Below are 26,842 nucleotides of genomic sequence, written 5' to 3'. Positions count from 1 at the left end.
GACGCCGACGATGTCGATCGGCAGTGCACCGATCTTCCAGCGGTAGAGCAGGTCGTTGAGGCAATGGCCGAAGCGCGACACCATCAACAGCACCTTCATGCGCTTCTGGGCATCATAGATCTCGGCATCCATCTCGAACTTGTCGGCGACCGGCTTGAAGCCTTCGACCAGCTTCTGCTGGTTGATCCCTTCTTCGGAGATGAAGGAGACCCGCATGAAGAACTTGCCGGTATCGAGATCGTCGAACTGGCTGGAATCGACGATGTTGCAGCCTTGATCGGCCAGATAATTCGCTATCGCCGCAACGATCCCACGCGTCGATTGGCACGATACCCGTAGAACATATTGTTTCATCTTATGCCGTCCAATTGAAAACCATGAAATGCCGCCTGCCTGCCGCTCAGCGGCGCTATCGACCATCACCTTCGGCAAGCAGCCGTAGAAACGTCTGCAGTTCCCCTTCGTTGATAGCGACGAGATGCCCCTTTGCCGGATAAGCGCCCGAGCGAACGTCCTCGGCAAATTCCTTGAATGCGGCGGTGCGTTCATTCTGCAGCCGGTCATATTCGGCCGCAAAATCGCGGTACACCTTGGCATGACGCGGCCGGTGCCCGCGATTGCTGCCAAGCACGTCGTCGGCAAACAGATATTGAGCATCGCATCCGCTTCCGGCACCCATGGAGATCATCAGCATCGACGTGGCCCTGCTGATCGCGGCGGCGACATCGCCAGGCACCACCTCGATCTCAGCGGCAAAGGCGCCGGCCTCTTCCAGCGCCTTGGTCTGGCGCCAGATCTCGAAGGCGCTTGCAGCGGTCTTGCCGACGGCGCGGAAGCCACCCGTCCAGGTCGCCTTGGATGGAATAAGGCCGAGATGGCCGCAGACCGGAATGCCTTCGTCCCGCATCCGTCGGATCGTTTGCAGCCCGGCGGCGCAATAGACGGCATCGCCACCGGCCTTCAATGCTTTGAACGCCTCGCGCATGTACTCTTCCGCCGAGACGTAATCGCCGTATTCGAGCCCAGGAATGGCAAAGGGGCTCGGTGCGGCCTCACGGAACGCGGGGCCGAGCAGCGCCGGCGGCACGGACAGCATATCGATACCGCCCTTCTCCGCTGCTTCTGCTTCCTCCAGCGAGGTGACGCGCAACATGGTGAGCTGTCGCTGTCCCTTGAGTGCCAGGAGATCGGCGACCGTTGCACGATTGTGTTTTTTCATGGAAAAATCCTCGATATGGGCTCATCAAGCGGCAAGAAGCGATTTGAGTTTGACATGGCTCGCCGTCAGCGCTTCCGGATCGGGCCGCGCGCGGGCGGCAATCAGCATTTCGGCCAGACGGATATCGCGAGCAACAGCATTGCCGCGAGCGATGCCGCTGGCCGCAAGCAGGCGGCCGGTCTCATCGAGATGGAATAGGATGAATGCCTCCTCGCCAAGGTCACGCCGGAGCATTGTCGCCGCACCATCGGCAAGGCCGGCAATCTGCAGCGTCAGGTCATATTGATCGGACCAGAACCACGGCACGGCGGAGATGCTATTGCCTTCGCCCAGCAGGTTGGCCGCGGCCAATGTTCCCTGTTCTTGCGCGTTGCGCCAGGATTCGAGCCGAACCCGCCGCCCGCTGTAAAGTGCCAGGGGAAAGGAGCAGCAATCGCCTGCGGCGTAAATATCGGCTGCGGAGGTTTCCAGCCGCTCGTTGACGGCAATGCCATTGTCGAGCGCAAGGCCGGCTTTTTCGGCAAGCGTGACATTCGGCTGCGCACCAATGCCGATGAGCACGAGATCGGCGGAGATTGCCTCGCCGCTCGCCAGGCGAATAGTCGCGCTGTCTGGCCCGTTCTCCACTGCCGCAATGCTCACGCCACAGCGGATGGCGACGCCTTCGTCCCGATGACGTTGCGTTATCACCTCGGCCACTGCCTCCGGCACACCCCGTTTCAGGACACGGGGTAGGCCCTCGATCACGGTGACATCAGCCCCGAGCTTGCGCGCAGTCGCCGCCAGTTCGAGGCCGATAAAGCCGCCGCCGATAATGGCAATATGTCGACCGGGGAGAAGCGCTGCCCGCAGGGCCGAAGCGTCGGCGTGGGTGCGGAGCATCCGAATGCGCTCACTGGTTCCTGGAATACCCGGAAAACCACGCGCGGATGCGCCGGTCGCCAGCAGCAATTTGTCGTAGCTGAGCTTTTGCCCATCTGAGAGTGTGACGACCCTGCTGGCCGGATCGATATCGGTCGCATGCGTGGCGAGCCGAAGATCGATGCGATGATCGGCATAGCGCTCCAAGGCGGCCACGAACTTCGGCTCATGCCCGAGGGCGAGGCTCTCCTTCGAAAGCGGCGGACGTTCATAGGGCGGAACCGGCTCGGCTCCGATCAGGGTGATATCGCCGTCGAAGCCCTTCTCCCTGAGCGCAAAGGCAGCGCGAGCGCCACACTCTCCTGCCCCGATAATGACGAAATGCAACATGGCTTTTCCCTCACACCGCGATAAACACGGTGCCGTTTTCGAGCTTGACCGGATAGGTTTTGAGATTGATGCAGACGGGGGCGCCCTTGGCCTCGCCGGTGCGGTAGTCGAAGCGGCCGTTGTGCTTGGGACATTCGATGATGTTGTCCATCACCAGCCCGTCGGCGAGATGGACCTGCTCGTGGGTGCAGAGACCATCGGTGGCAAAATAGTCGTCTTCCGGACTGCGATAGATCGCAAAGGTTCTGCCGCCATGATCGAAGCGCATGACGTCCTCCTCGTCGATCGCATCCGCCGCACAGACCTTGATCCAGTTGCCGCTCATTCCTGCCTCCCTGTTTGTCGTTCCTGGCTGCTGTTCTTGGCTTGGCCGCCGTTCTTGCCTGCGGTCATTGTGCTGCCTCGGCCAGCGTCGCGTGGAATTCCTCGCGATAGGGCCTCGCCGTCTTCGGCAGCTCCCGCTTCAGGAAATAATCCTCGTGGCGCAACTGCCGCAGGAAGGCCGGGATCATTTCGCGGTAGCCCGACCAGATCGAGGGGTTCGGCTGCGGCAGATCATGTTTGATCATCGCATGCAGCTTCGGCAGCGCATGATAGGGCACCATCGGGAACATGTGGTGCTCGACATGGTAGTTCATGTTCCAATAGATGAAGCGGCTCACCGGGTTCATCAGCACCGTGCGGCTGTTCAGCCGGTGGTCGATGACATTGTCGGCAAGGCCGCCATGCTGCAAAAGACCGGTCAAAACATGATGCCAGGCGCCGTAGAGCCGCGGCAGGCCGATCAGCACCAGCGGCAGGACCGAGCCCATGGCAAAGGCTGTCGCGATGGTGGCGACATAGATGAGGCTCCAGATGCGGGCGATGCGGATCGCCTTCGGCTGTTCCTGTTCGGGAATAAAGGTTTTTTCGGCAGCACTGACGATGCCGACGGCATTGCGGATCATGTCGAGCATTGCATAGAAGACATCGACGATGCCGAAGAAGTTCAGGACGAGCCGCAACAGATCCGGCGGCCGCATGACGGCGATCTCCGGATCGCGGCCGACGATGACGGTGTCGGTGTGGTGACGGGTATGGCTCCAGCGCCAGGTCACCGGATTGCGCATGATCATGAAGCAGGCGATCTGATAGACCGCATCGTTCATCCAGCGGGTCTTGAACGCCGTGCCGTGGCCGCATTCATGCCAGCGGCTGTCGGAGGCCGAGCCGTAAAGCACGCCGTACGCCAAAAAGAAGGGGACACATAGCCAGGAGCCCCAGAAGGCAATGCCGAGGCCGGCAAGGACCGCCATGCTGCCGAGCCAGATGACCGTGTCGCGGATGGCAGCCTTATCGGAGCGCTGCATCAGCGCCTTCATCTCCTTGCGGGGAATGTCGGTATGATACCACTCCGCCGCCGCCAGCCCGGTTTCGACCGCCTGCCGGCCGCTCGGCCCGAGCAGGCTGTAGTCGCGCTTGATGGTCTCGGTCATTGCTGTTCCTGCCTCCCGCGACGCGCAAGGGCGCGCCGCATCTGATGAGGAACAGGATAGGTCGAGTTTTCGCTTGCCTCAATGCAGCGATGATGGAATCTATCATATTCCATCAATCCTCCGTCATCATTGATGATGGAATACCTCAGGACCCACCATGCGCCGCCCCACCATCTCCGATCTCGCCAAAGCCTCCGGCGTCAGCGTCGCGACCATTGATTGCGCCTAGAAATCAGCCTGGAAGCAACCGGCGGACGGCAACGGCACCTGATTGGCGTCGGGCAGACACTTCTTCCTTCAAACATCCGGTGATAGAATTCTATCATTCTGGCGAAGTGGTTGTGATCTAAATGGCGGCCAAAATGGACAAGCCGCCGCGATTTACGACGAGCCGATATTTTCTTGGGAACCTTTTTCTCTCAACTCTATCCAATGGTCAGTTCCGACACGGGACTAACGGATCGAAGCACGGCGTTGCCTCCGACATTCGCTCCGGATCACCAAACGAATGGGAGAAAATCATGTTTAAGCATATTCTGACCGCGACTTTCCTGCTCGGCCTCGCAGGCACTGCAGCAATGGCCGCCGAGACAAAAATCACAGATCCACAAATCGCCCATATTGCTTATACCGCCGGGCAAATCGACGTGACGGCTGCCGAACAGGCGCTGAAAAAGAGCAAGAATCCGCAGGTAATCGATTTCGCCAAGACCATGGAGCGCGACCACAAAAGTGTGAACGAGCAGGCATTGGCGCTGGTCAAAAAACTCAAGGTCACGCCGGAGGACAATGACGTCAGCAAGTCGCTAAGCGCGCAAGCCAGCAAGGAACTCACCAAGCTCGATGCTTTGAACGGCAAGGCCTTCGACAAAGCCTATATCGAAAATGAAGTCGCCTATCACAAGACGGTCAACAATGCGCTCGCCAAACAACTGATTCCGTCGGCAAAGAATGCCGAACTCAAGTCGCTGCTGGAGACCGGCCTTACTCTCTTCAAGGAACATCAAATGCATGCGGAACATCTTGCCGCGACGATGAAATGAAACGGCGATGAGCGCGATGAATAGAAAGCATGCGCTCGCTGTTGTCGCGGGGTTGCTGGCAATGACGGTCAGCACGGTGGCAAAACCAGCCGAATATCAAATCGCCATCGCGAATATGAAATTCGGCTCCCCGCCTGCGGAGCTACACGTCGGCGACGTGATCGTCTGGCGCAACGATGATATATTCCGCCACACGGCCACCGCGCGCGATGCCAGTTTCGACGTCGACCTGCCACCGAAGTCGCAAAAGAAGATGACGGTCGAACGCGCAGGAGCCGTCAAATTCTACTGCCGTTTTCATCCGATGATGACGGGAGAGCTGAATGTGCAGCCGTGAGGAACGAGAGGAGCCGAGATGAGAGCCGCGCCCGCCGCAACCAAGCGACATCAGCCGGATCCTTCTTCCTATTCGGAAGCCGAACTCATCGCTCGCGCCAAGGCGGGCGATGAGGATGCCATCAGGATCATTGTCCAGCGCAACAACCAGCGCCTGTTTAGAACGGCACGCGCCATCGTCGGCAATGATACGGAGGCGGAGGATGTGGTGCAGGCAACCTATGTGCAAGCCTTCATCAATCTGGCAGCCTTCCGCGGGGGTTCAAAATTATCAACCTGGTTGACGAGGATTGCGCTCAACGAAGCGTTCGCCCGGATGCATCGACGGCGCGATTTTACCGGGCTTGAGGAGATCGACATGCAGAGCAAGACGTCCGGCGGCGGTTTGTTATACTTCCCCTCCTCGCTGGCGTCGGCCGATCCGGAGGCTGAACTGGCGCGAAATCAGACGAGGCATCTGCTGGAACATGCGGTCGATGCGCTGCCTGACGAGTTCCGCACGGTCTTCATTTTGCGCGACGTGGAAGGCTTCAGCACGGATGAGACGGCATCCCTCCTCGGCATCAAACCGGAGACGACCAAGACGCGCCTGCACCGCGCCCGCAAGATGATGCGCCTTTCAATCGAAAAGCAGTTTTCCGGAGCGTTCTCGGCCCTCTTTCCCTTCGATGGGGCGCGCTGCGCTGATATGGCCGATCGCGTGATTACAGCGCTCCGCATGATGCATGGCGGGAAAAAGGATCCTTCCGCTCCACCGTCAGGCGGAATCACTCAGTAATCTGCCCGACTGGCTGCCCGCAGATGTCGCAAGAGGATGGAGCACATCAGGACTTGGGTGTCGCATGCTGCCTGCCGAGAAATGTCATCTCCTCGTGGCGCACCCTGTTCTCGCCATCCAGGATCACACGCCATATCCGGTTGCCCAGTCGCAGGGAAAGGCGCTTCGTTCCCTCGTGATCGTCCGTCCCCACCTCCACCGAGGAGGTGACGGATCCGCGTTGCATATAGCGGCGAAACTCCGCCAGCGACAAACCGAAGCGATCGGCGATCTCAATGGAATCAACGATAAAATCCCCATTTTCCGCGCGCTCGACAAACATTGCTTCACCCCTTTGCCAATAGACGCAGCCATATATTAAAACGGAATGGAGAACGATCTTTTATTGTCATTCTTAAAACAGAAATTATAGTTGGCGCCCGCGAGCGGCTCCGATCGTTCGAAAATCGAGCGTAGAATGCGCCGGTTGCCCTTCAATCCGCGCATCACCAAGACTGCTCCAATCCGCAAAAGGCATATATGTCGATGATCAAGGACTTCAGAACGATCGCAGCCGTAAATGGGATCGCAAGCGATGCTGCCTTCGGCGCCGTGAATCCGCCGCTTTATCTGTCGAGCAACTTCGCGTTTCGAGAATTTGAGCACTCGCAAGCCTATGAATATTCCAGAACCTCCAATCCGACACGCGATCTCCTCGCCGATACATTGGCGAAGCTGGAAGGCGGGGCCGGGGCTGTCGTGACCTCATCCGGTATGGCTGCTGTCAATCTTATTCTCAGTCTGCTGAAGCCGGGGGACCGGGTGATTGCGCCGCATGATTGCTATGGCGGCACCTACCGGCTGCTTGGCGCGCTAAGAGACAAGGGCCATTTCGATGTGGAATTTGTCGATCAAAGCAACGACGAAGCCTTGACCTCCGCCTTGAAGCGCGGCGCGTCTCTGGTCTTAGTTGAAACGCCGAGCAACCCGCTCATGCGCGTCGTCGACATCCAAGCCATTTCGCGGCACGCAAAATCGGTGGGGGCGCGGCTTGTGGTCGACAACACCTTCCTTTCACCCGCTCTGCAGCGGCCCATTGCGCTTGGTGCGGATTTCGTCATCCATTCGACGACGAAATATCTCAATGGGCATTCCGATGTCGTCGGTGGCGCCGTCATCGCGGCACATTCGAAGGACATCGAAGAGCTGAAAGGCTGGGCGAATATGATCGGTGTGACGGGATCGCCGTTCGATTCCTATCTTACCCTTCGCGGTATCCGCAGCCTTTTTGCCCGCATCGAACGTCAGCAGACCACCGCGGCGGCCGTCGCTCGTTTCCTGGTGGAGCGCCCGGAGGTCAGCGTCGTCCATTATCCCGGCCTGACCAGCCATCCCGGCCATGAACTGGCGACACGGCAGCAACTCGGCTTCGGCGCCATGTTGAGCTTTGAGCTCAACGGAGGGATCGAAGCGGTGCGCCGCTTCGTGACAGGGCTGACGGTCTTCACCCTTGCCGAATCCTTGGGCGGCGTCGAAAGCCTGGTTGCCCATCCGGCCAGCATGACCCATGTCGGCATGGGCGAGGAGGCGCGCCGCGCTGCCGGCATCAGCGAAGGATTGCTGAGGGTATCGGTCGGCCTGGAAGCCGAAAAGGATCTGCTGTCGGATCTCGCCTTCAGCCTGGCAAAAATCGGATAGCTGAACCGCCGGGGACGATTGCCCCTTCCGATGAAAGGCTTGCCAGAAGCAGCGTCGGCTATTCAGCGTCTACGGCGCTCGCATCTTCGCGGGAAACGCAAATCTCGGCACTATGGAGACAAGCTGGGCCGACAGAAGCGATATTACCGAAATCAACAGCAGGAACCCTCCGATGTAGACCAACGGGGGCACATGATCGCTGTTGACGAAGTGGGCATATATTTCCGTAAAGCCCCGATGACACATATAGATCGGATAGGACAGATAACCGAGAAATATGCCAAGCGGCTGAATTTTCTTTGGAATCTCCAGAAGCGTGCCGGCAAGGACGATAAGCGGTGAAATGACGATGCAGAAGAGTAGGGCAAATTTCAACGAATAGGTCGGCAGAAATAGCAGACCGAAAATCAAGAGGATCGGCAAGATCGCAAAATAGGTGGTCGCGGGTGGCCTGTCCTTCTGAACCCTGAATATGATCATGCCGACGGTAAAGGAAAAAAAGACGCGAGCGAGGCCGCCGTCGACCGATCGCCATTCCCAGCCGAGGTCGAGGGATCCGTGCCCGACGACGGATGCGATGAGACAACCAAGTGAAACCGCAGCGAAAAGAGCAAGATATCGCGTCTTCATCCTAAAAAGCATCAGAGCGAATACCAGATTGACGAGCAGCTCCCAGAACAGCGACCATGCGGGGCCGTTCAAAGGATATAGAGGCCACAAATCCGTCGCAGATCTCGTCAGAAAGCTCGGGGATGGCAGCATGAACAGGGACGAGATCAAGCTGGCGAGCAGATCGCCGATGGTGTCGCCCGACGATTTCCAATGGCCCAGCAGTTGCACCAATCCGTAGAAGGTCCCGACTATGAACAGCGGATAGAGGCGTGCGTAGCGGGCTCTCATAAAGGCTGCCAGCGGCATGCCGGCTGCGAGCTTTTCACTATAGGCCCGGGCAATGACGAAGCCGCTGAGAACGAAGAAGAAATCAACCGCGACATAGGCCAAAGGCGCATGGGGTCGTTGAAGATGATAGACAACGACCGCAAATGCCGCCAGGCCACGCATCGCGTCAAGCGAGGCGTATCGATGGCTCGTCCGACCCGTCGGGGTTGAGCGTCGCTGCGGTTGCGCAGCGACAGGCCTAACGCCTTCTTTGGTCGTTGACATGTCGGATGCTTCCACCGCTGGTCACCATTTCACGTTATTGGCACCGGCGGCACCGAAGAACTCGTTGCGCAGGCCGCGATCGAGCGGACGAACCCGCCTGAGATTGCGAAGAAGTTGGCGAGGGCGCCGAAGCGCGCTGGTATTGAAAAAATAGGTCGATAGAAGACTGGAGGATTTACTGTGGGCGCCGCTGTGCCCAACGCGGTAGATGGCGCCACGAAACGGCAGAGGCTCGAGCGGCGTGCCGCGCTCGGCCAATATGTTTCCGATACGCACATGGCTGCCGAGCATTGATTTTACATAGTCGATGTCTGCAGCCTCCAAAGTCACCGGGAGATCGTAAAGACGCGATTGCACGATCAGCGATGTGCCGCAATAATTTGCGAAATCATCGTAATGCATGATCAACCGGCCGCCTTCGTTCCAAAGATAGCCCTTGTCGATCTTCCAGCCGTTGGCTTGGGGATGTTTGGCAACGTAACTGACGATGTTGGCGCTGACGAAATCGTCGTCATCCACGATCATGAAAAACCGCGAATCCCGGGCCGAAAGCATGCCGCTCAGCACGCGGCGTCCCTTATCCAGACGGAACGCGTCGTAGACCTTCTCTCTGTCCGCGCTGTCCAAATCGTGGAGCTGGTTCGGGGGAAATGTCACGCGGGCGACGGAAAATTGCGGCGGCAGATCGGGCAAATCCGCACCTTCGTTTGCGACGATCACGGCACTCCAGTCGGGGTTCGATTGGCCGGCAATGGACGCCATGGTCTGGGACAACCGCTCTTTCAAGGCAGGCCAATCCTTCGCATTGGCCTGGTGTCGAACCGGAATGATGAACGTAACGAGTGGCATAGTTCCCTCTTTTGCGGTCACATCAGCCCTGGCGCATCCGGCAGGGACATTGGAAATGGACAATCGATTCATTCGCTCGGCCGCCGCGCCGAACGCAGGTTTATGATGGCTATCTGTGGCGCCGCCGGAGCATTGTCTTCATGAGGAAAAGAGCCCTCTCCCGGCAAAGGATGAAGATCAGGCCTGTGTAGACGATTGCGCCGATTGAGATTTCGATCGCCAAGCGCGAGGCCGGGGTCCAATCCTGCAGCAATGCCGAAGCGCCGAGCACCGCAGCCAGCATTCCGACATAGGCAGCGATCGGTCTCAGAAACTGGGCGAAATAATTTCCGACGCTGAGCGCAATAAGGCGGGAAACCATCCAAAGCGTCACGGGCCAAAGCAGCAGCACTTCAAGCATCAGCGCGAAGACAATGGTGGTGACGCCATATGGATAAAGCAGCAGCACGGTGACAATCGTGACGATGTTTCGCACGAGCTGGTAGTAGAACCACCAGTCCGATCTGCCCTGGCTGGTAATCAAAGATGCCTGGACGACGCCTATTCCGCTCATCAATCCGATAACGCAGAAGAACCGCACCGGCCAGATCGCAGCCGCCCAGTGCTGTCCGAAAATCAGCGGAATGGCGTCGTCGGCAACGGCGGCAAGACCCATGAATGCCGGAAACGACACAAGCGAGCAGCCGAACGTTGCCATGAGGAATGCCTCGCGGACCTTGTTCTGATCATGCTGCAGCGACGACAGGAGAACATGCGTGACCGAGGTCAGCCCCCCGGCAACGACGTTGTTGATCATTTCGAAAAGCCGCCGGGCGAAATTGTAAATGCCGAGCGCGGCCGGACTGACGAGCGTGCCTATGATGAGCTGATCGAGGCTCATGGACTGGAGGAAACGATTGCCGGAAGCAAATACGCCGTAGTGCAGCAACTCGCGCAGACTGCTCCACCTGATGCGCAGCCCCGGCAGCCAACCTGCGCCCCAGAAGGCGGCCGCGCATGCTGCGACAGGCGCCGCGATCTGCGCGATCGCCAGTGCCCAGAGGCCGAAGCCGGCAAAAATCAACGCCAGACAGACCAGGCCGGATACCACCGTGGCGATTGCCGTGCGGACGGCGGCGAGATGAAAGGACATCGTGCGGCCGATAAGGGCGTTGGGAACGACGATCATCATGTCGAAGAAAATCTTCAAGCCGACAATCATCAGCAGGCCGACGATTTCTTTATGGCCCAAGGCCTGCGCGATGTAGGGGGATCCCGCGAAAAGGGCGATGTAAAGGATTGCGGCCGACGCGAACGATAGCCAGAACACCGTGTCGAGATGGCTCTGCCGAATAGTCTTCTGCTGGATCAACGCTTCGCCAAACGCGGTCGGCCCAAGGCCGGCGGCAAAGCTCACGATACTGAAGGCCAGCGCTACCAGACCAAAATCCTGTGGCAGCAGATATCGCGACGTGACGATGAAAACGAGGCTGTTCAACGCCGTCGGTATCAGCGTGTCCAGGGCCGACCAGAACGCCCCTTTCAGCGCCGCGCCGGAACGGTTCTCGCTCAGGTGTTCGAAGACGATTTCGTCCGACTCGAGAACAGCGCTTCCCGTTTCCCAGGAAGACGGCGACCTCAAGCTTTCATCCGATTCATTTGCGATGTTACAACTCCATCTGGTTCCCGCCGAAGCAAGCCCTGCGCGGTCACGAAAAAGCTGTGGGCTCAAATGGCGCCGAAATCGAATTGGTCAAGCGAACTTTTTGCGCGACGCAACGCATTTAATGTTTTTTTGCTGCAACGCACATTCTACGGCAGCATCGAGTGACGAATTGCCCTCCCCGAGTGTCCGCCGAGTTTGACGAATGGATTCGCGACGACAACACAGAAAAGGCGTGGTCCGTCGTTCCATGCCTCAGGCGACCAGCGACGCCGCACTTTTGCTTGGAAGGAGACGCGCCATGGCGCTCAGCAGGTCCGTCTGCGATATCAGACCAAGAACACGGCGGTCGGCGTCCACGACAATCACCGCATGCGTGCGTCCATCGGTCAGAACCGGCAACAGCGATAACGCGGGATCGGCTGCATCTGCCACAGCCGGCTTCGATATCGCGCCTGCAATGCTGTCGATGCTTTCGGACAGTTCCCGCAACCCGATCGTACCGATCAGGCGGCCTTCCCGATCCTTTACCGGCAGCGTGCGGATATTGTGCTTCAGGAGAAGATGCCGTGCATGATCCGGCTCGGCGCCCTCGCCAATAGCGATGACGTCGCGGGACATGATATCGGCACAGCTTATGTCTCCATGCGACCGCACCGCTGCCTGCAATTCGACCTGCCGAAGCAGGCGGCTGAGATCTGCCCGATCGATGTCGAAGGTCTCGTCCAGCGCTGCCAGAGCGGCATCGACATCTTCTTCCCCGAAGCCCACGCGCAGAACCGACGGCAGATCACGCGTCTGATGGGTATTCTCCGCCGGCTTTGCGACCACATGCGGGTAATTGCGCTTGGAAAATTTGTGAAACAGCAACCCGAGGCCTACAAGTATGCAGGAATTCAAGGCAACCGGGACGAACGGGAACAAGAAACCCCAACCTGCAACGACCGGGCCGCCAAGAACAGCGGTCAAGGCTGCTGCCCCGCCTGGCGGATGGAGGCATCGGGTGAAAGACATGGCGCCAATCGCCAGCGAGACGCCGACGCCGATCGCGATAATCGGATCATGAATGAGATAGGCGGCAATGATGCCCATCATGGCGGAAATGGTATTGCCGCCGATGATCGACCAGGGCTGGGCAAGCGGACTGGATGGCACTGCGAAAAGAAGCACCGCCGATGCGCCCATCGGCGCGACGATCAACGGAAGGTGGGGGCCTTGTCCAAAGAGATAGCCGCTGATGACGCCAGTTAGGCCGATGCCAATCAAGGCACCAAGACAAGCCATCAATCGTTCGTGCAGGGTTGCTCCGGCAAGGATCGGCGAAAACAAGCGGAAGCGGCTCGGTCCCATCTTCCGGGAGTCAGGATGCTGCATGATAAAACCAGTTTTTGGGAAAGAATGTGAGTGGAGAAGGCGTGCCGGCTAGTTTGTCACCAGCCTTGTATCACGGCCCTTTGCGGCGCTGAGAACTTCGTGAAACGCTTCGAAAGCGGTTGGCCGATCATTCCTGCGATAGATGAGGATCGTGTCGACGGATCCCAGTTGATGGGTCGGGGAACTCGTCGGCCAGTGCATGAGATCGAGAACCGATTTCGGCATGACACCTGCCGCGCTCCCGGTCGCCACGCTGGCAAGGATCGCATGGTAGGAGCCAAGTTCCGTCGTCTGCAAGCCACTCGATTTTCGCGCCCAACTCTCTGCAATCTTTCGATAGGTGCATCCGGGTTCCAGGGCAGCCAGAGAGCCGACCCGCAAGTCGGCGGCCGATCGAATGGGTGGATGCCCCGACGGCAAGACGAGCAACAGGTCCTCGACAAAGACGGGTTCCATCTCCAGTCGCTCAAGCTCCGCATCAAAATCTGCCTCTTCGTCAAGCATCGTCCGGGGTGGACGGGCGATCAACGCGCAATCCAATGCCTCGCCAAGAACATCCCGGGTGAGCTCGCGCGATGCACCCAATGTCAGATGAAGCGACACATCGGGCCATATCTGCTTGAATTGGGTCAGCGCAGCCGGCAATCGGCTTGCCGCTGTGCTCTCCATGGTTCCGACGCGCAATGTGCCCGAAGGCCGCAGAGGCCTTACCGCCTGCCGGGCCTCGAGCGCCAGTGCCGCTAGGCGATTGGCATAGGCCAGAAACGTCTCGCCTTCTCGCGTCAATGTCATCTTTTTGCCGTCGCGGCTGAAGAGCAGGACGCCAAGATAATCCTCCAACTGCTGAATCCGTGTCGTTACGTTCGACGGAGCACGACCGACGGCTTTGGCCGCCTTGGTCACGCTACGGTCGCCGGCGACGGCGAGGAATATCTCGATCGATGAAAGGTCCAAAAAGATCTCGATTCAGGAATTAAATTGCCATATCGTTCCCTATATAAAAATCATTGCCGCGGCTCAAGCGGCTTTTCACCTCAATCCATCAAACGGGAGGGGTAAAGAGCGGATGACAAGGTCCGATCGATCAGAGATGAACGAAGCACCCCATGAATACGCATCGCCGGCGTGTATGCTGCATGAGGTCGACCCCGCCTACAGTGGCATTTCGCCGAGCTTTGCGACAAATGCAGATGTCTTTGCGTGGCGAAAGACACAACGGCAAAGGCTGATCGATGAGCGCAAGGCATTGCCGGTGGCCGATCGCGAAGATTATACGCGCGCGATTGCCAATCACCTCGACCGGATCGTCACCAACGTTGCCGGTAAACACGTAAGCCTGTTCTGGCCATTTTTAGGGGAACCCGATCTTAGAGGATGGATGGCGTGTTTGACCGCCCGTGGCGCCATATGCCTGTTGCCGGTGGTTGTCGCCAAAGCCACGCCGTTGCTCTTCCGATCGTGGAAAATGGGCGAACGGCTTGAACGCGGAGTTTGGAATATACCGGTGCCGGCGGACGGCAAGGAAGCTGCTCCGGACATCGTCATAGCGCCGCTCGTCGGCTTCGACGCAGGATGCTTCCGGCTTGGTTACGGAGGCGGCTTTTTCGATAGAACACTGGCGTCTCTCGGCCGCAAGCCTCTTGCCATCGGCGTCGGCTTCGAGTCCCAGAAGATCGACACCATTCATCCCCTCGCTCACGACATCCCCATGGATGTGGTCGTCACGCAAACGGCAGTGCGATACCGATGAGCTTTCATGCCGGCTATCGGTTCGACCGGAATGCTGAACAGAAAGGCAGATAGACCTTCAAAAAGGCAGCGACACATCGCGGCGCCCCGACTTGCTCTTGCAAACAGGCGTTTTTCGCCATTGGCACATAGATTGCTTCTTAGGCTCGACACCAGAAGAGACGATATTTCATGTGGCATATTCTCCCCTCCCTGCTTTTGAGCATTTCTCTCGGACTGAGCTGGAACAGGTTCCTGCTCACGTTCACGAGCCGAACCGAGCGTCTTCAAAACCAGATGCCGGTAACGATGGTCGCCGCGGCCGTCAGCCTGTCCGCCCTCGCCCTGTCCGTTGCCGATAAAGGCCTTTTGCTGGGGGGAATGCTCGTCCTACTCGGTCTGGCGCTTGCAACCATCAGCAAGAGCCTCCCGCACCCTGTCATCATTGTCGGACTTTCGGCTGTCAGCCTCGCCACCTATCTGCAGTTCACGGTGCATGCTCTTTAGCGGCGCCATCCGCACCTTGCGGTCGCGGATCTCACGTTAAATGAACAAGGAGCAAGAGGTTGCGTTAACGGCGTGAAAAAGTTGGGTACGGAAGCAGAGCGCCATGGGAAGAGCATTCAAAATTGGCGATCATGTGAGCTGGAATTCCGAGGCGGGCCGCGTAAGCGGAACGATCACCAAGATTCACATCCGCGATTTCGATTATAAGGGCCACACGCATCACACCTCCGCCGACGATCCGCAGTATGAGATCAAGAGCGACAAGACCGATCATATTGCTGCGCATAAAGGGAGCGCGCTCCGCAAACTGCCGAAATGAGGCTTCCCATTTGCAGCGCCGCGCCGTTTTGCCAAACTTTTTGTAACGGCTTCTCCGCCGGTTCTACCGTTTCATCGTGACGGCTGCGGGTCAAAGGCTAATGATCGCCTTCCAGGCCGGCGGCGATTACATCGCGGTGATGGCGATGGACCTGCAGCATTTCGTTGAAAGCTGCCAACACTTCTTCGGCTACTTCAGTGTCGAGATGCCTGATGCGGAGCTTGGTGATGATCATCTCCTGATCCGAAATGTGCTGCTCACCCTCCGCGATATGGCGCTCGGCCATATCAAGATCGGTTTGCGTGTAGGCCATTTCATTTCCTCAAGTGAGCTGCATCCCTGGGGGTGCAGCGGGCTTTGATTGAGGCGCACGATGATAAGACGACAGACAAGGCGCGCCGCGCGTTTCTGGCAGCGGTTGAAGAAGCATGGATAACTTTTCATACATTGCCGCCAGACGCGGCAGGGAACGTTGGAATAAGGCGCATGGCGTATTCCCTGCCGCGCTTTAGAGAGAGCCGCCGTTGATTGAGTGGAAAGGGCGCGAGGTCAACGGCGGCTCTCTGACGACCGCTTGATGGAGCGGCGCGTTGGCGAGTCAAGGGACGAGCTCGCCGTGCACCGAACATCCGGCCACTTCGTTTGTTCCCAACGGTGCATGCGATTTTGCCCGCTGTAGCCAGGCTGAATTCCCAGAGCGTTTTCCAATCTTGGCATCGAAGTCGCGCCTCTCCTGGAACGCTGTGTTTGCCGAAGCGTTCAGCAAATCACTAGCTGAGGAGTTTCCATGTCCCCCGATAAGTCCGCTTCCGCCTCTGATCTCGAACCTCGCAAGGGTAGTCCAAGCCCGAGATTGAGCGAAGACGAGTTCAAGCGGCGCTTCCTAAACCAATTTCAGGACCCCGCTTACGGCCAGCTACAGGTTGAGCTTTCGAAGGTCGCATCCGCCGCTTGGGACGCCTACGCCCATTCAAGAAAGAGCCCGAAAACCAGAAAGGCCGGTCCCGGCTTCGCCGACCCCAGCTATGATCTGGCGGTGGACTGGCTGGCGGCGCAGGAGGCCGTCGGCAATGCGCAGCAGCGGCATGACGATCCCAACGGCCCGATCCGTCTGCTCCTTATCAACGGCTCCTCGCGCAGCGAACACACCTGCCCGGGCGAGGTGTCCAAAAGCTACCGCCTGCTGCAAACCGCAAAGGCGGTCCTCGAACGGCAGCCCGGCGCCAAAATCGAAATGCTCGATCTCAGCCGCTTGGCTTCCGAATATGGTCGACAGATCCATCCGTGCAAGGCCTGCTTCTCCACATCGGCGGCCCTCTGCCACTGGCCTTGTTCCTGTTATCCCAATTATTCGCTCGGCCAGATCCACGACTGGATGAACGATATCTACCCGATGTGGGTCGAGGCCCATGGGATCATGATCATCACCCCGGTTCACTGGTATCAGGCCTCCTCCCCCTTGAAGCTGATGATGGACCGGCTCGTCTGCGCCGACGGCGGCAATCCGGATCCCACCAGTACCCACGGCAAGCACGCCAAGGGGGCAAAGGAACTGGAAATGAAAGGCTGGGCCTACCCTCGGCATCTGGCAGGCCGATTGTTTTCGGTGATCGTCCACGGGGACACGGAAGGCGCGGAGAACGTGCGCAGAAGTCTCGCCGATTGGCTGAAATCGATGGAACTCGTCCCGGCCGGCCCCCTTGCCGAGATCGATCGCTACATCGGCTATTGGGAGCCTTATGCGACGAGCCACGTGGCTTACGAAAAAGATCAGGCAATCCAGGAAGAGGTCCGCAACGCTGCTCGGACACTTCACGAAGCGGTCGCAGCGAAGCGTCAGGGACACCAAATTTCCGCCGGCGCCGATTTACCGCAATCACGCCAGAAGTAGCCGACATGAACAGCTATGTCGTCACGCTCTTCATATTCGGCATAGTCGTGCTGCTGACGGCATGGCTGCCTATGGTGCTGAAGCGCATGCCGCTCTCGTTTCCGATCTGCTGCGTCGTTATCGGGATGCTTCTTGCATGGTCGCCGTTCACGCCGCTGCCGCGCATGAACCCGCTCGAGAGCAGGGCGCTGGCAGAACATCTCTCCGAATTCGTCGTGATCGTGGCCCTCATGGGTGCGGGATTGAAGATCGACAGACCGTTAGGCTGGACAAGATGGGCAATCACCTGGCGGCTTCTCGGCATCGCCATGCCGCTTTCGATTTTCGCAATTAGCCTGCTTGGATGGAGCGTTCTCGGACTGGGAGCCGCTTCGGCACTTCTGCTGGGGGCATCACTCGCGCCCACGGACCCGGTGCTTGCCGCCGATGTCCAGGTCGGCCCGCCGCAAACGGGCGAGGAAGATGACATCCGATTTGCCCTTACATCCGAAGCAGGCTTGAACGATGGACTGAGCTTTCCCTTCGTCATGGCCGCGATCGCCATTGCCTCCCAATCGGCTTCCGACTCCGGTGCCGGATGGATCTGGCATTGGTTCGCCGTCGACGTGCTCTGGAAGCTGGCTGCAGGGATCGGCATGGGGTGGATTGTCGGTCGGATCCTCGGATACCTAACTTTCAAAGTGCCAAAGGCGGGACGCATCGCCAAGACCGGAGATGGTTTGGCCGCGCTCGCCTTCACTTGTCTTGCCTATTCTGCCACGGAACTCGTTCACGGCTATGGCTTCGTCGCGGTCTTCGTAACAGCGCTCACTTTGCGCAGCGTCGAAAGACACAGCAGCTTCCATGGCGAGCTTAACGATTTCGGAGAGCAACTCGAGCGCTTGCTGATGATGCTCCTGCTTGTCTGCTTCGGCTCCGTCATCGCCGAAGGGTCGCTGCTGTCGCACGTCGATTGGCGAATCGTTGCCGTAGCCGTAGTGACCTTGGCTGTCGTCAGGCCGATGTCGGGATGGATCAGCCTGATCGGCGCCGTCCAACCGCCTGCGGAAAAGGCAATCGTCTCGATCTTTGGCGTCAGGGGCCTCGGCTCGATATATTATCTTGCCTATGCTTCCGGAAAAGCTTCGTTCGACCAGATCGAGGTGGTCTGGGATACGGTTTTTCTGATTATCCTGATTTCCGTTGCCATCCATGGCATAGCCGTGACGCCGGTCATGGGATGGATCGATCGCGAGCGAGGCGTCGACAGCATGCGGCCGATGGGGCGGCAAAGCCGATGACAACGTCTGCACGACACGGCCGTCTCACATCGTCGGTCATCCTGCCAGTGGCCTCGACGAGAGTCGCTCGAACAACCGTCTTGGCCGAAACCTTTAGCATGGTCGCATTTCCCCGAGGGAACAGATGATGCGTTTCCGCCGTTGTTCACGCATCGAGGTACTGACTCGGCAGAAGAGCGATGACATGTCGACGGGCCTTGATCCCTCACCCAAACCGAGATGCAACGACGGATAATTTAAGCGGCAGTCGCGCCGTTGCGTCTCATATGAGCGCCGGCTGTCCGCGCTGCAGATGCGAAGAGGATGAGACTATGTCCAATGTCGTCAAAACAGGGGGAAGCGACCCCAACAACGCCACCAGCAGCACGACTTTCGGTCGGTCGGTCGAAAGCCAGGCCCAGATGAAAGATGCCCAGAAGAAGGGGGCATCGACGGCCGGTGAGCTGCTTAACGTTTATCGCCTTGTCCCTATCGCGGAGCCCGACGATCCGAATTGGCAAAATGCACCCTCGCATGGCGAGATAGTGGTGGCTGCCCGCACCGCCGGGGACGCCCGCATCGTCGCGGCGGCGCGCGAATTGGACTATATGGAGGTCGATTCAGCGCCGGCCGAGGATGTCAGCACGGCGAATGCCAGCGCATTCCGCAGCGAAAAGCTTTATACGGTGGTGGAACTCGAGCACGGCCGGCACGACCTGCGCCGCGGCGTTCTAGAGGGGCAAGTACGCACGGACAATATCAAGCCCACCCAGTCATGAGGTCGCAGATGTCTTTGCGGCCGATGAGACGACCGTTCCGATTAGCGGTCCGTACCAGTCAGTACCACCTAAGAACTGGAGTAGCCCGACTTGCGGGCTACCCGTGCCGTACGGTGAAGCCGATTACCAGAATTTCACGCCAAGCCCGACGACTACGGCGTTCTGCTTGAGATCGACGTTCACGCCGCTGATATCCTTGCTCCCGAAGTCGGTATAGCGGTACTCGAGGCGGCCGAAGACCCGATCGGTGAAGGCATAGTCAACCCCGGCACCCACCGTCCAACCGTTGAAGGTCTTGGTGTCTTTGCTGCCTGTGTCGACAAATCCCCGCGTCGCTTCCCAGCCGCCTGTCGCATAGATCAAAGCGCGATCGATCGCATAGCCGAGGCGGGCGCGGACCGAGCCATCGATGTCCGTCCCGACCTTGACGCCAGGTGCAATGGTATCTTTGTTCCAGTTGTAATTCAGGTCGCCTTCCAGGCCGAGCACGACATTATTCTCAAATTGCCAATTGTAGCCGATGAAACCACCGACGAGGCCGCCGCTCAGATCTTCAGACCCGCTTGCGCCAGGAATGCTGAAATCCCCATTCACCCAATTGCCGCCGCCGCGAATACCTGCATATGGACCCGTCCAAGTGAAACCAGCCGGCGTTTCAACAGCAGGCGCTTCCGGTGCCTGTGTTACAACATCGGCGGCCGACGCCGCACTGAAGCCAACGATACTGGCAATCGCGGTGGAGATGAGTAGCTTATGCATCGGTGTATCCTCGGTTGTTGTTATGGAACCGGATATAGGTCAGCACCGTCGAATGGCTGTAGCAAAACTATCACACTTTAGACATGAAGCATATTATCGCTTCGAGATTTACCCACGACAGCCATTTAAAGCTGCGCTCTTGTGCGCTGCACCTTCGGCTTTGACCCACCTGTTGACCATGCCGAAACTGCAGTGAAGCAGATCCCACCGAAGCATTCCGCTGACATCGTCACCGCACCATCAAGCGGCTTGGAACATTCTCGGTGGCCACAGGTTCGAAATTGCAACCACAGGAGAGCATCATGAAAAAGATTGCCATCACGACCGCCGCTTTGCTGTTTGCAGCGCCCGTTCTTGCTCAATCGGCCGCGGAAAAAAGCGGTGCCGGTTCGCCGGCCCCGCAAACTGAGGATTTCGTCAATAAGGCCGCGACAAGCGACATGTTCGAAATTCAATCCAGTCAGCTTGCGCTCGAACGCGCCGATGACGCGACAAAGTCATTCGCACAGCAGATGATCACCGACCATCAGAAAACCACGAGCCAACTGAAGCAGTTGGTAATGAGCGGCAAGGTAAAAGCGCGCCTGCCAACAGCCATGTCTTCCTCTCAGCAGAAGATGCTCACTAAACTCAAGGGCCTTCAGGGAGCCGACTTCACCAAGCAATACCATTCGGAGCAGGTGTCGGCCCACAAGGAGGCTGTCGATCTTTTCAAACGGTATGGCAGCAACGGCAAGAATGCCGATTTAAAGACCTGGGCGGCAAGCACGGAGCCCGCTCTGGAGCACCATCTGCAAATGGCTGAAGATTTGAATAAATAACCCATATGTAAGTGGTATATTTACGATGTGGCGCTCACGCTCATAGCCTAAAGCTCGTCGCGATCTTTCAGATTCGCTCCGACGCTTGAGCTCTTTGTTTTTGCATGTCGCTCTCGCAAAACCGCCGCACACTTTTGCGCGACATGCATTAGTCGTGATCCTGGCTGTCAGTATTCTCGGACGGCGATGCGCATCGCCGTCCGTTGCAGACTAACCTTCGATCCGTTATACAACCTATGTCGGAAAAAGCAGGCTTGGTGGTAAGTCCAAGTTCTTCGGTACTTAAGCTCTGGCCTCCTGCATGAGGCTTCCATGACGCATATCGGACGCACGCAGGCGTCCAATTGTTGTACGCACAGTTCTCAAATGTAAGAAGCGCTCCGGTCGAACATCGACACAGGAGCAATTTATGCTCAACCGCCACTCGAATCTTTATGATGTCGTGATTGCGAGAGCCGGCTCTGGAACAAAGTTAAACTTGCGAGGTTTGAGGCCGCCATAGGAAGGACGCTCGCGATGGATGGCTTGCAAGTGCCGAAATGCGCGCTGGCGCGCGCTCGCCGCGGCTCGATCCTCGGCTTGTTCAGCCTCGGTCTTACCTCCTGTTCGGGGGTCCTGAACCCGGTCGGCCCGGTCGGCGAGGGTGATGCGAAAATCCTGATCGACTCAACGGCGGTGATGCTGGCCATCGTCATCCCGACGATCGTACTCGCCTTTTGGATGGCGTGGCACTATCGAGCTTCGAACACCACGGCGGAATACCTGCCATATTGGTCCTATTCCGGGCGGATCGAAGCCGTCGTCTGGTCCATTCCGATCCTGACGATCATGTTCATCGGCGGCCTGATCTGGATCGGCTCCTACCAGCTCGATCCGTTCAAGCCCTTGCCATCGAAGACGGCACCCATCGAGGTACAGGTTGTATCGCTCGACTGGAAATGGCTGTTCATTTACCCGCATGAGGGGATCGCAACGATCAACCAGCTAGTGGTGCCGGCCGGCACGCCGGTCCATTTTTCCATCACTTCGGCGAGCGTCTTCAATGTCTTCTTCGTGCCGCGCCTTGGCTCGATGATCTACGCCATGCCGGGCATGGTCTCTCAGTTGCACCTGCAGGCCGACGATCCGGCGGAGCTCTGGGGCACTTCAGCCCAGTTTTCCGGCGACGGCTTCTCCGACATGCAGTTCCAGGTGAGAAGCGTGCCGGATGCGGACTTCCAGAATTGGGTGAAGAGCGTCCGCAGTTCCGGCGCGACGCTCGATCAGGCCGCCTACACCAACCTAATGCAGCAGACCCAGCGCGTGCCGCCCTCGACCTATAAAGCCACGGATCCCCAGCTTTTCGATGCGATCGCCACCCAGAAGATCCCGCCGGGGCCGGGACCGGAACCCGAAGCGCCCGGGCATGCGGGACGTGAAGTTTCCACCGGCGGAAAGGATTGATCATGTTCGGCAAGCTCAGCCTTTCGGCAATCCCCTTGTCTCAGCCTATCCCGTTGATCACCTCTTTCGTCGTGATCCTCATTGGCCTTGGGGTGTTGGTCCTGATCACCGCAAAAGGTTGGTGGCCGTATCTCTGGCGGGAGTGGATCACCAGCGTCGACCACAAGCGGATCGGCGTCATGTATTGCCTATTGGGCGTCGTGATGCTGATCCGTGGGTTCGCCGATGCGATCATGATGCGTACGCAGCAGGCGGTGGCGATCAACGCACCCGGCTATCTGCCACCTGAGCACTACAACCAGATCTTCTCCGCCCACGGCACGATCATGATCCTGTTCGGCGCCATGCCGCTGGTGCTGGGGTTCATGAACTTCCTTGTGCCGCTGCAGCTCGGCGTCCGCGACGTGGCCTTCCCCACCTTCAATTCGGTCGGGTTCTGGCTGACCGCAAGCGGCGCCCTTCTCGTCAATGTGTCGCTTTTCGTCGGCGAATTCGCCCGCACTGGATGGTTACCCTACCCGCCGCTCAGCGAAACGACCTATACGCCCGGCGTCGGCGTCGACTATTACCTCTGGGCCGTGCAAATTTCCGGGGTGGGCACATTGATCACCGGGATCAACATCGTCACCACGGTGCTGAAAATGCGGTGTCGCGGCATGAGCTATCTGCGTATGCCGGTCTTTTGCTGGACTGCTCTTGCGGCGAGTCTGCTGATCGTCGCCGCTTTTCCGGTGTTGACCGCTACGCTCGCTATGCTGACCCTGGATCGCTATGCCGGCTGGCACTACTTCACGAACACCGCGAATGGAAATCCAATGATGTTCGTGAATCTGATCTGGGCCTGGGGACATCCGGAAGTCTATATCCTCGTCCTGCCGGCCTTCGGCATCTTCTCCGAGATCTTCCCGACCTTTTCCGGCAAGCCGCTGTTCGGCTACCGGTCGATGGTCGCAGCCACCCTCTTCATCTGCGTTGTTTCGATGATGGTGTGGCTGCACCACTTCTTCACCATGGGCGCAGGCGCCGCGGTCAATACTTTCTTCGGCATCTCCTCGAGCATCATCGCCGTCGGGACCGGGGTGAAAATCTACAACTGGATCTTCACCATGTATGGCGGCCGCGTGCGCTTCGAGGTCCCGATGCTGTGGTCCATGGGCTTCATCTTCACCTTCATCATCGGAGGACTGACTGGCGTTCTGCTGGCTGTCCCGCCGGCGGACTTCCTGACCCACAACTCGATGTTCCTAGTGGCGCATTTCCACAATGTTATCGTAGGCGGGGTCGTGTTCGCGGTCTTTGCAGGTCTGGAGTTCTGGTTTCCGAAGGCCTTCGGGTTTCGGTTGCACCAAGGCTGGGGCAAGGTCGCCTTCTGGCTCGCTTTCATCGGCTTCTGGGTGACGTTTACGCCCCTTTACATATTGGGGCTCGACGGCATGACGCGGCGCCTGCAGCACATCAACTTTCCTGAGTGGGCACCCTGGCTATATGTCTCCGTTGTCGGTGTCGCCATTCTCATTCTGGGAATGATCTCGCAGATCGTGCAGCTCGTGGTCAGCATCCGCGACCGCGAGAAGCTGCGCGACGTGTCGGGCGATCCGTGGGACGGGCGTTCCCTGGAGTGGGCAACTCCCTCGCCGCCTCCCTTCTTCAACTTTGCGGTGATGCCGAATGTTGAAGGTGAAGAAGCCTATTGGGGTATCAAGCTGCGGGCGGTGGAAACCCAGCAGTTGTCCCCCGAACCAAAGTATGAACCGATCGAAATGCCCCTCAACAGCCCGGTCGGCATTTACACGGCGTTTTTTGCCACGGTCTTCGGCTTTGCGATGATCTGGTACATCTGGTGGCTCGCCATCGTGGCTCTGATCGCCGCATTCGTCGGATTCGTCGTGTTCGCCTGGCGTGACGTTCACGAATTCGAAGTGCCGGCGGATGAGGTGGCGCAGGCCGAACGCGCCCGACGGGCTGCGCGCGAGGCGCTCCTTCAGCGCCTTTCTCAGCAGGGGGCGCTGTCATGACAGACACAGGATTGCCCGCCAGCGTCGAAGCTGTGAGACGCATTCGTGAGGACCCGCACCGGCTCGGCCACCGCGCCCATGGTGCTGAAGAACCTGTCGAAGGCGCCGGACACGGCACGACCGGACCAGCCCACAAACGGATTATCGTGGGTTACGGCTTCTGGATTTATCTGCTCAGCGATATCGTCCTATTCTCCTGCTTTTTCGCGGCGTTTGCGGTGCAGCGGGGAGCAACGGCCGGCGGCCCGACGATCGAACAAATCGTCGACATCCGCAGGGTTGCCCTCGAGACCGCCATGCTGCTGCTGTCCAGCTATACTTGCATGCTGTCGTTTGCCGCCGCCAACGCTAGAAATCTCTGGCGGACCCAGATCTGGTTGGCGATCACCGGGCTCCTGGGGCTGGTATTCGTCCTTCTCGAGCTGCAGGAATTCGTCGAGCTGGCCAACAAGGGATTTACCCCGCAGCGGAGCGGGATGCTGACCTCCTTCTTCGGTCTTGTCGGACTGCATGGATTGCACGTCACCCTCGGCGGCCTCTGGCTTGCGACGATGATGGCACAGATCCAGGTCAAGGGCTTCCGTAGGGAAATCATGCACCGGCTGATTTGTTTCAACCTCTTCTGGCACGCTTTGGACATCGTCTGGGTCGGCATCTTCACAATCGTCTATCTGATGGGAGCCGGCGCATGAGCGACTTTGAATCGGATCCGCACCTGCGCACCGGCATCATGGACCACCGGGAAGACCATTCTCCGGGCGACGAACCCCTTGAGGACAGCGGCCATTGGATCCGCAACGCGAATCTGGGCCTTGGATTCTCCATCATTCTCACCGTCGCCGCCTTCCTTCTCGCCGGCTCCAATCTCATCTATGGCCCGGCCATTCCCGTGGCCCTGCTCGTGCTCGCCATAGCGCAGATGGGCGTGCATCTGGTCTTCTTCCTTCACATCACCACCGGCCCGGACAACACCAACAATGTGCTGGCACTGGTCTTCGGCGTTCTGGTGGTCTTCCTTATCGTCATCGGATCAATCTGGATCATGGATCACCTGCACCAGAACATGCAGCCCATGCCTATGGAGCAGATGATGCAGATGCAGCAGTAGGCGCGAAACCATGGGTCAAGGTTCACCTGTTGGACGGAAATAGTGGAGCGCACTCAGAACATTTGCGGCCGCTCACAGTTGGAGTGCCGATGCTCTCGACGGCAGCCCCCACTTCGATGACCATGGCAATATGTGATTGGCGGCAAACATGGGATACAGCCCGCAGATATTTGCAGTCCTGCTAGCCGCTGCCATAGCGATGAACGCCCTTGTGCTCTTTATCGGGTTATCGCCTTAAAGGGGGTATTCCGCCATTGAATGAGCCGCTATTGTGGTTCCCAAGATAATATCGGCCGGCCGCCAAGCCGTTTGCCGGGCGCTCCAACTCAAGCCTTTCATGGGTGCCGGAAATACGGCTCGATTAACGGGGTCTCGAAACCGCCGCGCGGTGTTGCGACGGCGTCTCCCCGAAAGTGCGCTTGAATGTCCTTGTGAACTGCGACGTGTTTTCAAACCCGACATCCAGCGCAACCTCAATGAGAGGTGCCTTCGAGCGTGCAAGGATCGACTTCGCCCGTTCCATGCGAACTCGGTTATAAGCTTTGGCAGGAGACATTCCCGTTTTTTCGAGGAAGATTCTCTCCAGTTGCCGCCGTGACAATCCGACCTTGGCCGCCAGCTTGGGGATTGGCAGGCTGCCATCGACGAACTGTTCCATTGCGATCATCGCCGCCTTTACACGGGCATCGTCATAGTCTTCGTACAATGGACGACGGGGCTGTATATCAGCGGTCGTTCGGGCCTTCTCGATCTGGAGGACCTCCAGCGCATTTCGCTCCGCGTCGCGGCTGATGTATTTCCTGACGAGCAATGCCGCCAGGTCGGCGGCGCTGCTGCCGCCTGCGCAGGATCCTCGCTGGCGATCGAGATTGAACAGTCGGTCGGAACGGACCTTGAGCTCGGGAAAGCGCTCCCGAAACCCCTCGTAATGCAGCCAGCTTACACAGGATTCGTGCCGCTTCATCAGGCCAGCCGCAGCGAGAATGAACGACCCGGTGCACACGCCGATCAGCGGCACCTTCTTGGCATCCGCCTGCTTGAGGTACGCATATGTCACCTCGTCGACGGGGTTTTCGACGGTCAAAAGGCCGCCGACAACCGCAATGTAGTCGAACCTCGACGGATCGACGAGGTCAGACGTCGGGGCGACCTGGACGCCGCAGCTTGAGGTGATGAGGTGCCTGGTGCTGCCGAGCACCTGCCAGTCCGCAAGGACCCTTCCGGAACGATCCTGTTTGTCGCTTGCGAGCCGCAACGTATCGACAAAGAGCGCGAACGCGGACAGCGTGAACGACCGCGCCAAGATGAATCCTACCTTGAGACGGCTGGCAGACGTGCTGGCGTCATTTTCCGGCCGATATTTCTCAGGCATCTTTCTACTCCCTGCCGCTTCTGAAGACCACGA

Annotated in this window: 29 protein-coding genes; 15 read left to right on the top strand and 14 right to left on the bottom strand. The window is 58.5% G+C overall.

Translation table 11 applies throughout. The features are described from left to right. The 5 genes from K290_RS0123825 to K290_RS0123805 all read right to left on the bottom strand — a co-directional run. The coding region (locus K290_RS0123825; protein ID WP_028754182.1) for an ACT domain-containing protein at positions 1–354 on the bottom strand (354 nt) is incomplete at its 3' end. A gap of 55 nt (positions 355–409) precedes the next feature. After that, positions 410–1,219 carry a 3-methyl-2-oxobutanoate hydroxymethyltransferase gene (locus K290_RS0123820; RefSeq protein ID WP_028754181.1) on the bottom strand — a complete coding sequence of 270 codons (810 nt, stop codon included), beginning with the start codon at positions 1,217–1,219 and terminating at the stop codon, positions 410–412. A 24-nt stretch (positions 1,220–1,243) separates the two neighbouring features. Beyond that, positions 1,244–2,470, bottom strand: a complete 1,227-nt coding sequence (locus tag K290_RS0123815; RefSeq protein WP_028754180.1) for an NAD(P)/FAD-dependent oxidoreductase — start codon at positions 2,468–2,470, stop codon at positions 1,244–1,246. 10 nt (positions 2,471–2,480) lie between these two features. Continuing rightward, positions 2,481–2,795: a MocE family 2Fe-2S type ferredoxin gene (locus K290_RS0123810; RefSeq protein WP_028754179.1), complete on the bottom strand. Its 315-nt coding sequence runs from the start codon at positions 2,793–2,795 to the stop codon at positions 2,481–2,483. Positions 2,796–2,859: 64 nt separating this feature from the next. Beyond that, positions 2,860–3,945, bottom strand: a complete 1,086-nt coding sequence (locus K290_RS0123805) for a fatty acid desaturase family protein (protein ID WP_028754178.1) — start codon at positions 3,943–3,945, stop codon at positions 2,860–2,862. A gap of 521 nt (positions 3,946–4,466) precedes the next feature. On the opposite strand from K290_RS0123805, the gene K290_RS0123800 reads away from it, so the two are divergent. The 3 genes from K290_RS0123800 to K290_RS34825 are packed head-to-tail and all read left to right on the top strand — an operon-like array spanning position 4,467 to position 6,102. After that, positions 4,467–4,988, top strand: a complete 522-nt coding sequence (locus tag K290_RS0123800) for a DUF4142 domain-containing protein (RefSeq protein WP_028754177.1) — start codon at positions 4,467–4,469, stop codon at positions 4,986–4,988. Positions 4,989–5,004: 16 nt separating this feature from the next. Next, positions 5,005–5,325 carry a cupredoxin domain-containing protein gene (locus K290_RS0123795; protein WP_425337604.1) on the top strand — a complete coding sequence of 107 codons (321 nt, stop codon included), beginning with the start codon at positions 5,005–5,007 and terminating at the stop codon, positions 5,323–5,325. A gap of 18 nt (positions 5,326–5,343) precedes the next feature. After that, a complete protein-coding gene (locus K290_RS34825; protein ID WP_051264189.1) occupies positions 5,344–6,102 on the top strand; it encodes an RNA polymerase sigma factor in 759 nt (252 codons plus the stop codon). A gap of 46 nt (positions 6,103–6,148) precedes the next feature. Here the strand turns inward: K290_RS34825 and K290_RS0123785 are convergent, their stop codons facing one another. After that, positions 6,149–6,424, bottom strand: coding sequence for a DUF6522 family protein (locus K290_RS0123785; RefSeq protein ID WP_028754175.1), 276 nt, complete (start codon positions 6,422–6,424; stop codon positions 6,149–6,151). 197 nt (positions 6,425–6,621) lie between these two features. Between K290_RS0123785 and metB the strand changes: the two genes are divergently transcribed. After that, entirely contained in the window at positions 6,622–7,779 is a 1,158-nt protein-coding gene (metB, locus tag K290_RS0123775) for a cystathionine gamma-synthase (RefSeq protein WP_028754174.1), read from the top strand. A gap of 69 nt (positions 7,780–7,848) precedes the next feature. Here the strand turns inward: metB and K290_RS34820 are convergent, their stop codons facing one another. The 5 genes from K290_RS34820 to K290_RS0123745 form a co-directional block, all read right to left on the bottom strand. Continuing rightward, on the bottom strand, positions 7,849–8,943 hold the full coding sequence (locus K290_RS34820; RefSeq protein WP_081670421.1) for an acyltransferase family protein: 1,095 nt from the start codon (positions 8,941–8,943) through the stop codon (positions 7,849–7,851). A gap of 21 nt (positions 8,944–8,964) precedes the next feature. Continuing rightward, positions 8,965–9,792 carry a hypothetical protein gene (locus K290_RS0123765; protein WP_028754173.1) on the bottom strand — a complete coding sequence of 276 codons (828 nt, stop codon included), beginning with the start codon at positions 9,790–9,792 and terminating at the stop codon, positions 8,965–8,967. Positions 9,793–9,901: 109 nt separating this feature from the next. After that, positions 9,902–11,413 carry a lipopolysaccharide biosynthesis protein gene (locus tag K290_RS0123760; protein WP_037136098.1) on the bottom strand — a complete coding sequence of 504 codons (1,512 nt, stop codon included), beginning with the start codon at positions 11,411–11,413 and terminating at the stop codon, positions 9,902–9,904. Between the two features lie 276 nt (positions 11,414–11,689). Continuing rightward, positions 11,690–12,808: an HPP family protein gene (locus K290_RS0123750; RefSeq protein ID WP_028754171.1), complete on the bottom strand. Its 1,119-nt coding sequence runs from the start codon at positions 12,806–12,808 to the stop codon at positions 11,690–11,692. A 48-nt stretch (positions 12,809–12,856) separates the two neighbouring features. Next, positions 12,857–13,762: a LysR substrate-binding domain-containing protein gene (locus K290_RS0123745; RefSeq protein WP_028754170.1), complete on the bottom strand. Its 906-nt coding sequence runs from the start codon at positions 13,760–13,762 to the stop codon at positions 12,857–12,859. Positions 13,763–13,898: 136 nt separating this feature from the next. Between K290_RS0123745 and K290_RS0123740 the strand changes: the two genes are divergently transcribed. From K290_RS0123740 to K290_RS0123730, 3 genes are all read left to right on the top strand, one after another. Beyond that, a complete protein-coding gene (locus K290_RS0123740; RefSeq protein WP_245276641.1) occupies positions 13,899–14,558 on the top strand; it encodes a 5-formyltetrahydrofolate cyclo-ligase in 660 nt (219 codons plus the stop codon). 170 nt (positions 14,559–14,728) lie between these two features. Continuing rightward, positions 14,729–15,043 (top strand): hypothetical protein, encoded by a 315-nt coding sequence (locus K290_RS0123735; protein WP_028754168.1) that lies wholly within the window; start codon positions 14,729–14,731, stop codon positions 15,041–15,043. 103 nt (positions 15,044–15,146) lie between these two features. Beyond that, complete coding sequence (locus tag K290_RS0123730; protein ID WP_028754167.1) at positions 15,147–15,362, top strand: hypervirulence associated TUDOR domain-containing protein; 216 nt, start codon at positions 15,147–15,149, stop codon at positions 15,360–15,362. 97 nt (positions 15,363–15,459) lie between these two features. Here K290_RS0123730 and K290_RS0123725 read toward each other — a convergent pair whose 3' ends face one another. Beyond that, entirely contained in the window at positions 15,460–15,675 is a 216-nt protein-coding gene (locus tag K290_RS0123725; protein ID WP_028754166.1) for a hypothetical protein, read from the bottom strand. Positions 15,676–16,149: 474 nt separating this feature from the next. On the opposite strand from K290_RS0123725, the gene K290_RS0123720 reads away from it, so the two are divergent. The 3 genes from K290_RS0123720 (at position 16,150) to K290_RS0123710 (ending at position 19,291) form a co-directional block, all read left to right on the top strand. Further along, complete coding sequence (locus K290_RS0123720) at positions 16,150–17,253, top strand: flavodoxin family protein (RefSeq protein ID WP_028754165.1); 1,104 nt, start codon at positions 16,150–16,152, stop codon at positions 17,251–17,253. A 5-nt stretch (positions 17,254–17,258) separates the two neighbouring features. Further along, positions 17,259–18,533: a cation:proton antiporter gene (locus tag K290_RS0123715; RefSeq protein WP_028754164.1), complete on the top strand. Its 1,275-nt coding sequence runs from the start codon at positions 17,259–17,261 to the stop codon at positions 18,531–18,533. Between the two features lie 311 nt (positions 18,534–18,844). After that, entirely contained in the window at positions 18,845–19,291 is a 447-nt protein-coding gene (locus tag K290_RS0123710) for a hypothetical protein (RefSeq protein WP_028754163.1), read from the top strand. A gap of 123 nt (positions 19,292–19,414) precedes the next feature. On the opposite strand, the gene K290_RS0123705 is transcribed toward K290_RS0123710, so the two are convergent. After that, entirely contained in the window at positions 19,415–20,050 is a 636-nt protein-coding gene (locus K290_RS0123705; RefSeq protein ID WP_028754162.1) for an outer membrane protein, read from the bottom strand. A 302-nt stretch (positions 20,051–20,352) separates the two neighbouring features. Between K290_RS0123705 and K290_RS0123700 the strand changes: the two genes are divergently transcribed. The 5 genes from K290_RS0123700 to cyoD all read left to right on the top strand — a co-directional run bounded on the left by K290_RS0123700 (position 20,353) and on the right by cyoD (position 25,437). Then, positions 20,353–20,871, top strand: a complete 519-nt coding sequence (locus tag K290_RS0123700) for a DUF4142 domain-containing protein (protein ID WP_028754161.1) — start codon at positions 20,353–20,355, stop codon at positions 20,869–20,871. A gap of 516 nt (positions 20,872–21,387) precedes the next feature. Further along, positions 21,388–22,314 (top strand): ubiquinol oxidase subunit II, encoded by a 927-nt coding sequence (gene cyoA, locus K290_RS0123695; protein ID WP_081670419.1) that lies wholly within the window; start codon positions 21,388–21,390, stop codon positions 22,312–22,314. 2 nt (positions 22,315–22,316) lie between these two features. Then, positions 22,317–24,329 (top strand): cbb3-type cytochrome c oxidase subunit I, encoded by a 2,013-nt coding sequence (locus K290_RS0123690; protein WP_028754159.1) that lies wholly within the window; start codon positions 22,317–22,319, stop codon positions 24,327–24,329. Next, positions 24,326–25,021: a cytochrome c oxidase subunit 3 gene (locus K290_RS0123685; protein ID WP_028754158.1), complete on the top strand. Its 696-nt coding sequence runs from the start codon at positions 24,326–24,328 to the stop codon at positions 25,019–25,021. The genes K290_RS0123690 and K290_RS0123685 overlap by 4 nt, the downstream gene beginning before the upstream one ends. After that, a complete protein-coding gene (cyoD, locus tag K290_RS0123680; protein WP_037136095.1) occupies positions 25,018–25,437 on the top strand; it encodes a cytochrome o ubiquinol oxidase subunit IV in 420 nt (139 codons plus the stop codon). Before K290_RS0123685 ends, cyoD begins: the two co-directional genes overlap by 4 nt. Positions 25,438–25,798: 361 nt before the next feature. On the opposite strand, the gene K290_RS0123675 is transcribed toward cyoD, so the two are convergent. Next, positions 25,799–26,809: a GlxA family transcriptional regulator gene (locus K290_RS0123675; protein WP_028754156.1), complete on the bottom strand. Its 1,011-nt coding sequence runs from the start codon at positions 26,807–26,809 to the stop codon at positions 25,799–25,801. Positions 26,810–26,842: the final 33 nt, after the last annotated feature.

This window comes from Rhizobium leucaenae USDA 9039, assembly GCF_000426285.1.
GTDB classification, from domain to species: domain Bacteria; phylum Pseudomonadota; class Alphaproteobacteria; order Rhizobiales; family Rhizobiaceae; genus Rhizobium; species Rhizobium leucaenae.
Note: the sequence above shows the minus strand (reverse complement) of the source record. Positions and strands in the feature narration are given on the sequence as shown.

Excerpts from the sequence above, each read along its gene's own strand:
- K290_RS0123810 (WP_028754179.1), bottom strand. The coding sequence starts at position 2,795 with ATGAGCGGCAACTGGATCAAGGTCTGTGCGGCGGATGCGATCGACGAG.
- K290_RS0123820 (WP_028754181.1), bottom strand. The coding sequence starts at position 1,219 with ATGAAAAAACACAATCGTGCAACGGTCGCCGATCTCCTGGCACTCAAG.
- K290_RS0123795 (WP_425337604.1), top strand. The coding sequence starts at position 5,005 with ATGAATAGAAAGCATGCGCTCGCTGTTGTCGCGGGGTTGCTGGCAATG.
- K290_RS0123725 (WP_028754166.1), bottom strand. The coding sequence starts at position 15,675 with ATGGCCTACACGCAAACCGATCTTGATATGGCCGAGCGCCATATCGCG.
- K290_RS0123785 (WP_028754175.1), bottom strand. The coding sequence starts at position 6,424 with ATGTTTGTCGAGCGCGCGGAAAATGGGGATTTTATCGTTGATTCCATT.
- K290_RS34825 (WP_051264189.1), top strand. The coding sequence starts at position 5,344 with ATGAGAGCCGCGCCCGCCGCAACCAAGCGACATCAGCCGGATCCTTCT.
- K290_RS0123735 (WP_028754168.1), top strand. The coding sequence starts at position 14,729 with ATGTGGCATATTCTCCCCTCCCTGCTTTTGAGCATTTCTCTCGGACTG.
- K290_RS0123730 (WP_028754167.1), top strand. The coding sequence starts at position 15,147 with ATGGGAAGAGCATTCAAAATTGGCGATCATGTGAGCTGGAATTCCGAG.
- K290_RS0123705 (WP_028754162.1), bottom strand. The coding sequence starts at position 20,050 with ATGCATAAGCTACTCATCTCCACCGCGATTGCCAGTATCGTTGGCTTC.
- metB (WP_028754174.1), top strand. The coding sequence starts at position 6,622 with ATGTCGATGATCAAGGACTTCAGAACGATCGCAGCCGTAAATGGGATC.
- K290_RS34820 (WP_081670421.1), bottom strand. The coding sequence starts at position 8,943 with ATGTCAACGACCAAAGAAGGCGTTAGGCCTGTCGCTGCGCAACCGCAG.
- K290_RS0123700 (WP_028754161.1), top strand. The coding sequence starts at position 20,353 with ATGAAAAAGATTGCCATCACGACCGCCGCTTTGCTGTTTGCAGCGCCC.
- K290_RS0123715 (WP_028754164.1), top strand. The coding sequence starts at position 17,259 with ATGAACAGCTATGTCGTCACGCTCTTCATATTCGGCATAGTCGTGCTG.
- K290_RS0123805 (WP_028754178.1), bottom strand. The coding sequence starts at position 3,945 with ATGACCGAGACCATCAAGCGCGACTACAGCCTGCTCGGGCCGAGCGGC.
- K290_RS0123740 (WP_245276641.1), top strand. The coding sequence starts at position 13,899 with ATGAACGAAGCACCCCATGAATACGCATCGCCGGCGTGTATGCTGCAT.
- K290_RS0123690 (WP_028754159.1), top strand. The coding sequence starts at position 22,317 with ATGTTCGGCAAGCTCAGCCTTTCGGCAATCCCCTTGTCTCAGCCTATC.
- K290_RS0123720 (WP_028754165.1), top strand. The coding sequence starts at position 16,150 with ATGTCCCCCGATAAGTCCGCTTCCGCCTCTGATCTCGAACCTCGCAAG.
- K290_RS0123710 (WP_028754163.1), top strand. The coding sequence starts at position 18,845 with ATGTCCAATGTCGTCAAAACAGGGGGAAGCGACCCCAACAACGCCACC.
- K290_RS0123815 (WP_028754180.1), bottom strand. The coding sequence starts at position 2,470 with ATGTTGCATTTCGTCATTATCGGGGCAGGAGAGTGTGGCGCTCGCGCT.
- K290_RS0123800 (WP_028754177.1), top strand. The coding sequence starts at position 4,467 with ATGTTTAAGCATATTCTGACCGCGACTTTCCTGCTCGGCCTCGCAGGC.
- K290_RS0123685 (WP_028754158.1), top strand. The coding sequence starts at position 24,326 with ATGACAGACACAGGATTGCCCGCCAGCGTCGAAGCTGTGAGACGCATT.
- K290_RS0123750 (WP_028754171.1), bottom strand. The coding sequence starts at position 12,808 with ATGCAGCATCCTGACTCCCGGAAGATGGGACCGAGCCGCTTCCGCTTG.
- K290_RS0123765 (WP_028754173.1), bottom strand. The coding sequence starts at position 9,792 with ATGCCACTCGTTACGTTCATCATTCCGGTTCGACACCAGGCCAATGCG.
- K290_RS0123675 (WP_028754156.1), bottom strand. The coding sequence starts at position 26,809 with ATGCCTGAGAAATATCGGCCGGAAAATGACGCCAGCACGTCTGCCAGC.
- cyoA (WP_081670419.1), top strand. The coding sequence starts at position 21,388 with ATGGATGGCTTGCAAGTGCCGAAATGCGCGCTGGCGCGCGCTCGCCGC.
- cyoD (WP_037136095.1), top strand. The coding sequence starts at position 25,018 with ATGAGCGACTTTGAATCGGATCCGCACCTGCGCACCGGCATCATGGAC.